Below are 6,646 nucleotides of genomic sequence, written 5' to 3'. Positions count from 1 at the left end.
GCGCTTTCACCCAGCCCCTGCCCTTGAAGAGCGAGCCGGTAATGTCGGCCGGCCTGCGCCGGCTGATCGAGTTGTTCCAGCGCGATCGCCAGGCCGAGCTGCCATGCGCCCTGCCCTGGTTGAACAGCCACCAACTGACGGTAGGTGGCCACGCTTGCCGACCAGTCGCCGACCTGCTGGTACAGGGCTGCCAGCAGCGCGTGATACGCCGTGTTGCGCTGTAAGGACGGTGCGCTCTGCTGCAGCGTCGCGATGGCTGCATCTTGGTCGCCGAGCTGTAACTGGCCGCGTGCAAGCAGCTCGCGCAGCTGCGCATCGAACGGGCGCGCCTGCAGCTGAGCCGGCAGCCACTTCAGCAATGCGGCGGTGTCGCCGGCGCTGAGGTACGCACGGGCCAGCCAGCGGCTGATCTCCGGGTTGTCCGGCTGTGCCTGATGCAGTGTCTGCAGTTGCTGGATAGCCGACAGATGATCACCGCGATCCAACGCGTCGCGGGCCAGGGCAAGCGCATCGGGCTGATGTGCACCGATCGTGACGTTTCCGGCGCCTGCGGGGGCAGCGGGTTCGACGGCAGCCGCCGCACGGCGCAGGGACTGGGGCTCTGGCTCGGGAGCCGACTTGACACGCGCCGGCTCGCTTGGCGCCTCCGCCGGTTCGGCTTCGCGGGTTACCCAGTCCGGCAGCTGCGCCTCGTCCAGATCCGGCGACTCGGCAGCCTGCATCGATACGGATTGCGGGTCGGCATCCGCCGCGCTGTCAAACGACACGTCCAACCACAGTTGTGCGCGATCACCAATCGACTCAAGCCGATCAGCCACAGTCAACCGATTGCCGAAACCGACGATCAACACATGGACGTCGCCATCCCGCGCCTCGACGCGCCAGGACAGGGTCTGGCCATCTTTCTCGATGCGCCCACTCCGGGCCTCCCCGGTGTACTGAACATCTTGCAGCTGGATGCTGACCGAGCCAGCCGTATCGATACGCTGATAACCGACGGATCGATCAAGGAGCAGTTGCAGAACGAAACGCTGCCCGTCGTTCTGCGGCAATACGTCCAGGAGTTGCGCCATGGGGACAACTTCCAGCGGCGATGCAACCTCTTCAATCAATGTCGGGACAACAGGTGCCGAGACAACAGTGGGCTGGGCAACCAGTTGCAGGCGCTCGGACAACAGGAATAGTCCAACGGCCGCCACCACAATGGCCGCAACCACCAGCGACGCGCGACGCAGGCGCCCGTAGCGTTCGCGCCTTGCTGCAGCGGCCTCGTCCACCGCATAGAGACTGCCCAGCTGTTCACGTTCAGCCGGCGCCGCACGGCGCGCCTCCAGATCGCGCAACATGTCGTTGACCAGGCTCACGGCAGCACCTCGGCCAGTTGCGCCAGCCACGGCCAAGCACCGACGATCAGCGTCAGAGACAGGCAGCCGGCGGCCATTTTCCAACCGAGGATTCTTGAGGCGTTTCGCCAGAACGGTTCCGCACCTTCGGTATCCTCCAGCGCCCGGCGAACATGGCGGGCCAGGACCTGACGAGCCCCTTCACCGAACGCCACCATCAGGCACTTGTTCGCCAGGATGTTGAGCAACCGTGGAATCCCGCCACTACCGCGTACCAGCAAACGTACCGCCGCAGCCTTGAACAACGGCTCGCCACGGTAGCCGGCGACGGCGAGACGCTCCTGCAAGTAGCGCGTGGCATCGCTGATGTCCAGCGGTCGCAGGCTGTAGGAAAAGGTGATGCGCTGACGCAGCTGGCGGAAATCTTCACGGGCCAGCGTCGCGTCCAGTTCCGGCTGGCCGAACAGCACCACTTGCAGCAGCTTGCGGTGTTCGGTCTCGAGGTTGGTCAGCAAGCGCAAGGCTTCCAGCGTCGCAGTCGGCAGCGCCTGGGCTTCATCGATCAGCAGGACGGTGCTCTTGCCCTGCGCTGCCAGCTCGATCAGGCGCGCATGGAGCGCGGTGAGCAAGCCGTGGTTGTCCAGTTCGGCCGCCTCGGCAATATGCAGTTCGTGCGCCAGCGCCTGGCGCAATGTCATCGGCGTCAACGTCGGGTTCGGCAACCAGGCGACCTGATAACGTTCGGCGTCGAGTTCATTCATCAGCGCACGGCAGAGCAGCGTCTTGCCCGTGCCGACCTCACCGGTGACTTTGATGAAGCCTTCACCCTCGCCCAGCGCCACGCGCAGCAGATTGAGGCAAGCCTGATACGGCGCCAGCTGGACCATGAAGCCGGTGTTCGGCGTCAGTGCGAATGGCTTCTCGCGCAGGCCGAAAAATGCTTCGTACATACCGGCCGTTACCTGATCGACCGAAAGGATTCGGCGGATTTGCGCAGATCATCCAGCCAGGCCTGGTCGTCCACCACCTGCGGGCGCATGAGGATGACGAGCTCGGTCTGTTGCAGGGCCTTGCGCTGCTGCTGGAACAACGTGCCTACCACCGGCAGCTTCGATGCCCAGGGGATGTTCGCATCGGTATTGGTATTGCGGTTTTCCAGCAGACCGCCAATGACGACAACCTGGCCGCTGCGGGCGCGCACGATGGAGTCGGACTGACGCGTGGTCGAAAGCGCCAGCGGCAGATTGAAGACGTTGTCCGAGCCGCCCAGCTGGATGCTCTTGTTCTGGTCCTGCACGCGGCTGACGGTGGGCCGCACGTGCAGCGTGACCTGGCCGTTCTCATCGATTTGCGGCGTGACGTCCAGCGAGATTCCGGAGAAGAACGGCGTCAGGGTGATATCCAGATCCGGCGCGGTGGTGCCACCGACCAGGGAAGTGGTAGTGGTCGAGACATCGGTCACGAAAAACTCATCGGTGCCGACCTTGATCACCGCCTTCTGGTTGTTCAGGGTGGAAACCCGCGGGCTGGACAGCACCCGCACTTCGCCTTGGGTCTCCAACAGCTGCAGTACACCGCTGAAATCGCCGACCTGCACAGCTGCACTGAACACACCGCCGACACTGTTCGGTCCGCTCAGGGTGTCGCCTTGCACGCCAAGGCTGAAATCGGCGTTGCCCATGCTGCCGAGCTGCGCCCAGTTGATGCCGGACTGAAAGCCATCGGACAGGTTTACTTCGAGAATCTTGGTTTCGAGAATGACCTGGCGCTGCAGGTTGCGCTGCGCCTGAACCAGAAAACGCTCAACCGCCTGTTGGTCCGCGCTGGAGGCTCGCACTACCAGCAAGCCGCTCTGCGGATTGACCACGACCTGATTACCCTCCTCGCCGCCGATCATCATCTCGATCACGGCGCGCACTTCGCTCCAGAAGTCGACGTTGCTGGTGGTCAGCAACTGGCTGGCGTTGACCGTCGACGAGCTGGTGCTGGTCGTGGTGCCGGCCGCGCCGACCCCAGTATCTTCGCTGCTGGTGACCTGACCCGAACTCACGCGCGTGTCTGTCATGCCCTGGCGTTGAACGTTGAGGTAGTCCAGATCGTAGGTGCGGGTGATCGCCTGATTGGGCTGGATCTGATAGCCATAAGCTGTGCGGCGGTAATCGTAACCGTAGCTGTCACGAACAGCCGCCAGGGTTTCTTCGAGGGTGACGTTACGCAGGCTGAAGGTCACGTTGCCGGTCACCCCAGGATGCACCAGCAGATTCTCTCCAGCGCTTTCCATCAGGCTCAGGAAAAACTCGCGGGCCGGCATGTCGCTGACCGCCACATCAAAACGTGGTCCCGTCATGATGCGGCTATCGCCCATCGCCAACGGTGGGATCAGACCGGCCTGTACCGAAACCGGCGGGACAACCTTCAGCTGGTTCTGCTCAAGGCTCTCCTCGAACAACCGGTTGCTCTGCTCGTACAGGCGCTTATCGCCGTCTTCAAAGGTCTGGCAGGCAGACAGCAGGCAGAACAGGCTCAACACGCCGAAGCGAGACATCTGGGTCGGCATCATGGCTGGGTACGGCTCGTTTGAATGATGGGGGTACTCAGGTGCAGCTCTTGCCGCTGCCCCTGGCGATCGATGACGACGGAGTGCGCGCGGATCTCGGCAATACGGGCGTCGCCAACGTGATCACCAGCCTTCAGGGTCTGCCCGTCGATCACGGCGTGAGCACGACCTCCGTTGCGCAGAATGGCCTGCAAGCGCAACACCGAGGTGGCCTCGACTGGCGCGTCGCTGACGCTTCGTCCGGCGGGTGGCTGGGTCGGGTCAAGTGCGAACACAGGTGCGGCGGCGACCAGCGACGCCAGGCCGAGGATCTTGACGGCAAACTTAAACACCAACCCACCCCGCATCGCGACTCAAGGTATGCAAGTCGAGGATGACGCGAGCCCGGCCGGCGCCCTCCTCGCCTACTTCGTAGTTCAGGCTGTCCCAATGCAGGCGCCAGCCACTCGCCTGGATCGCGTTGAGATACGCCAGCAGGTCGAAATAGCCGCCTTCGAGCGTCAGGCGCAGGCCATGGCGATAGAACACCAAAGGCGGTTTCTTCTGTTCCGTGCCTTCGGCGGTTACGGCTGCAGGCATGGCGAGCGGCCCGCTCGAGCTTTCCAGGCCGACCAGTTTCAGCTTGGTCTGGTTGCGCAACAGCGCCTGCAGCAGTCCCTTCATTCTGGCCGGCGATATCAGCGTGCTGGTTTCCAGATCGATGCGCTGCAGCAGGTTGTCGTGGCTGGTCTGAGCGGCCGCCAAGGCTTGGCGGTAGCTCAGGTTCGGATCGGCCGCGAGCTTGGCCTGGATTTCCAGCAGGCTGTTGTCGGCAGCAAGTACACGGGTATGCGCGTCCTGTTGCCGACTGGTTTCGGCCGCAATGCGCAGGCCCAGCGGCTCGGCGATCAACAGCACGTAGAGCATGATCAGCAGAGCCAGTCCGACGCCATAGGTCAGCCATTGCTCGCGCGGCGCCAGGGCCTGCCAATGCTGGATGAGCTTATTCATCGTCCGGCTCCGTCATCGCTTGCGAGGACAAGCGAAATTGCAGCAGGTCGCGGTCGTCGCGCTGAAGATCGAAACGGGCGAACGCTCGCCCGCTGAACGCGCTGCTCTGCCCCAGACTCTGCAAATACAGCGGGAGAAGTTCCTGATCCTGCGTCAGGCCTTGCAGCGCCAACTCGTCCCCGCCCGCCTGCAGGCGAATCCGAGTCAGCCACAGCCCTTGCGGTGGATGCCGATCAGCCAACCCCTGCAGCAGCGCTGAGAAGCCGCTGCTGCGCTGCGCATCCAGCGTTTTGAGATGATCGGCCAATCGTTGCAGTTCGCGGTTCTCGGCTTCGCGCTCGGCCAGTTGCAGCGGAAGCTGCGGGTCAAGCGTCGGCTCGCGGAAATCTGCCTTGACCACGTCTAGCCTGGCCTCTGCCTGCGCGGCCTGTTGTTCGGCGAATACGGCAGCTTGGCCAGCGGCATGCAGCTGCCAACCCTGCCATGCGCCATGAATCGCCAGCACCGCGACAACCAGCGCGGCACCGAGCCGCATCTGCCTGGGTCGCGGGCCACCGCCGCTACGGCGTTCACGTTGATAGAGGTTGATGTTCTGCATCAGCGTGCATCCTGACGCAAGGCTGCGCCGACTGCGCCGATACAGAAGGCCTGGCTCGATTCGGTAAGGTCCGCTGATGGCTGGCCCGGGAACAGATCGCGAAGATCCAGCCGTTGCAGATTGACTGCCAGCCCGGCCGCCAGCGCCTGATGCGTCCGCTCGCCGTCCTGCTTCATCGGTAATAGCAGCAGTCGGCTGATGTAGCCCTTGCCCAACTGGCTTTCGTAGTAATCGAGCGAGCGCTGGATTTCCAGCGTCGTGCTGGACAGGTCCTGTTCGGCGCGCGCCAGGCCGTGTTCGATACGCCGCGCCATATAGAGGTCGGCGCCGTTCTGCACACTAATCAGGCCTTCGCTGGTGCGCAGGCGCAACAGCGCCAGATTGATGGCATCGGCGCCCGCCAGCAGCCCGAGGTTGCGAAAGGCCATCTCGGTGATATCAATGCTCGCCAGCGTCAGACCGGCGTGCTGCACCAACCCGCGAAACTCCTTCATCCTGGATTTTTTCAGCACCACGCAATAGACCATGCGCGTGCGACCCCGATAGGCATCTTCAGGAAGGCTGAAACAATCGATGACGACGTCTTCAAGCGGCTCGCTGAGCAGATCCTTGACGCGCCAGCGCATGGCGTCACGCAGCTCTTCGGCCGGAACTTCAGGCGCTTCCAGCAGAAACATCTGATAAGCCGAAGGGTGTAGTAGGAGATTGACCGGCATACCGGTCAGGCCATGGTCGGCAACGATCTGCCTGAGCAACTCGGCTTGCGCCTCCGGCTGGCCTTCAAGGTAGTCGCAACGCAGCATCTGCGGCGCACCGCCGGCAGCGCGCTGGACCTGCGCGAGCGCAACGCCTTGCGGCGCGAACTCGAGGCCCAGCAGCCCAGCCGCAGCGGTTTTGCGACGCTTGAAAAATAGCCCCATCAGGGAAGGCACTCCTGCCGCTTCGCGACTTGCAGAACTGTAAACACGAGACGGGACACACGCTTCAATTGATATCAGATTGCCACCCTTGTGCGCGGAAGCCTAACAAAAAGCGTTGTCCAGTCCAATCACCGTCACTTGCGCCTCGTTACAACGAAGCGCGTCAAAAAACTTTCGCTATATCGGCAATCGCTATGCTTCGGTCAAACCAGCCGTCACCAGAGCACGCATCTGCCGA

General features: G+C 63.1%; 7 protein-coding genes. All 7 read right to left on the bottom strand.

The annotated features are described in order from the left end of the window. On the bottom strand, positions 1-1,364 hold a 1,364-nt coding region (locus PSTU_RS0113420; RefSeq protein WP_019341538.1), incomplete at its 3' end, for a tetratricopeptide repeat protein. Next, positions 1,361-2,293: an ExeA family protein gene (locus tag PSTU_RS0113415; RefSeq protein ID WP_019341537.1), complete on the bottom strand. Its 933-nt coding sequence runs from the start codon at positions 2,291-2,293 to the stop codon at positions 1,361-1,363. The genes PSTU_RS0113415 and PSTU_RS0113420, both read right to left, overlap by 4 nt. Before the next feature lie 8 nt (positions 2,294-2,301). Beyond that, positions 2,302-3,903, bottom strand: coding sequence for a pilus (MSHA type) biogenesis protein MshL (mshL, locus tag PSTU_RS0113410; RefSeq protein ID WP_019341536.1), 1,602 nt, complete (start codon positions 3,901-3,903; stop codon positions 2,302-2,304). Next, positions 3,900-4,232: a Type II secretory pathway component gene (locus PSTU_RS0113405; protein ID WP_237709873.1), complete on the bottom strand. Its 333-nt coding sequence runs from the start codon at positions 4,230-4,232 to the stop codon at positions 3,900-3,902. Before PSTU_RS0113405 ends, mshL begins: the two co-directional genes overlap by 4 nt. Further along, complete coding sequence (gene gspM, locus PSTU_RS0113400) at positions 4,225-4,890, bottom strand: type II secretion system protein GspM (RefSeq protein ID WP_019341534.1); 666 nt, start codon at positions 4,888-4,890, stop codon at positions 4,225-4,227. The genes PSTU_RS0113405 and gspM overlap by 8 nt, the downstream gene beginning before the upstream one ends. Next, the gene (locus tag PSTU_RS0113395) at positions 4,883-5,488 is read right to left on the bottom strand and encodes a PilN domain-containing protein (RefSeq protein WP_019341533.1); all 606 of its coding nucleotides are present in this window, start codon (positions 5,486-5,488) and stop codon (positions 4,883-4,885) included. Before PSTU_RS0113395 ends, gspM begins: the two co-directional genes overlap by 8 nt. Beyond that, positions 5,488-6,408 carry an MSHA biogenesis protein MshI gene (locus PSTU_RS0113390; protein ID WP_019341532.1) on the bottom strand — a complete coding sequence of 307 codons (921 nt, stop codon included), beginning with the start codon at positions 6,406-6,408 and terminating at the stop codon, positions 5,488-5,490. The genes PSTU_RS0113395 and PSTU_RS0113390 overlap by 1 nt, the downstream gene beginning before the upstream one ends. Between the last annotated feature and the right edge of the window lie 238 nt (positions 6,409-6,646).

Source organism: Stutzerimonas stutzeri SDM-LAC, from assembly GCF_000235745.1.
GTDB classification, from domain to species: Bacteria; Pseudomonadota; Gammaproteobacteria; order Pseudomonadales; family Pseudomonadaceae; genus Stutzerimonas; species Stutzerimonas stutzeri_H.
This window is presented reverse-complemented; position numbering and strand designations above follow the sequence as displayed.

Coding starts and splice junctions, on each gene's coding strand:
- PSTU_RS0113415 (WP_019341537.1), bottom strand. CDS start 2,293: ATGTACGAAGCATTTTTCGGCCTGCGCGAGAAGCCATTCGCACTGACG.
- mshL (WP_019341536.1), bottom strand. CDS start 3,903: ATGATGCCGACCCAGATGTCTCGCTTCGGCGTGTTGAGCCTGTTCTGC.
- gspM (WP_019341534.1), bottom strand. CDS start 4,890: ATGAATAAGCTCATCCAGCATTGGCAGGCCCTGGCGCCGCGCGAGCAA.
- PSTU_RS0113395 (WP_019341533.1), bottom strand. CDS start 5,488: ATGCAGAACATCAACCTCTATCAACGTGAACGCCGTAGCGGCGGTGGC.
- PSTU_RS0113390 (WP_019341532.1), bottom strand. CDS start 6,408: ATGGGGCTATTTTTCAAGCGTCGCAAAACCGCTGCGGCTGGGCTGCTG.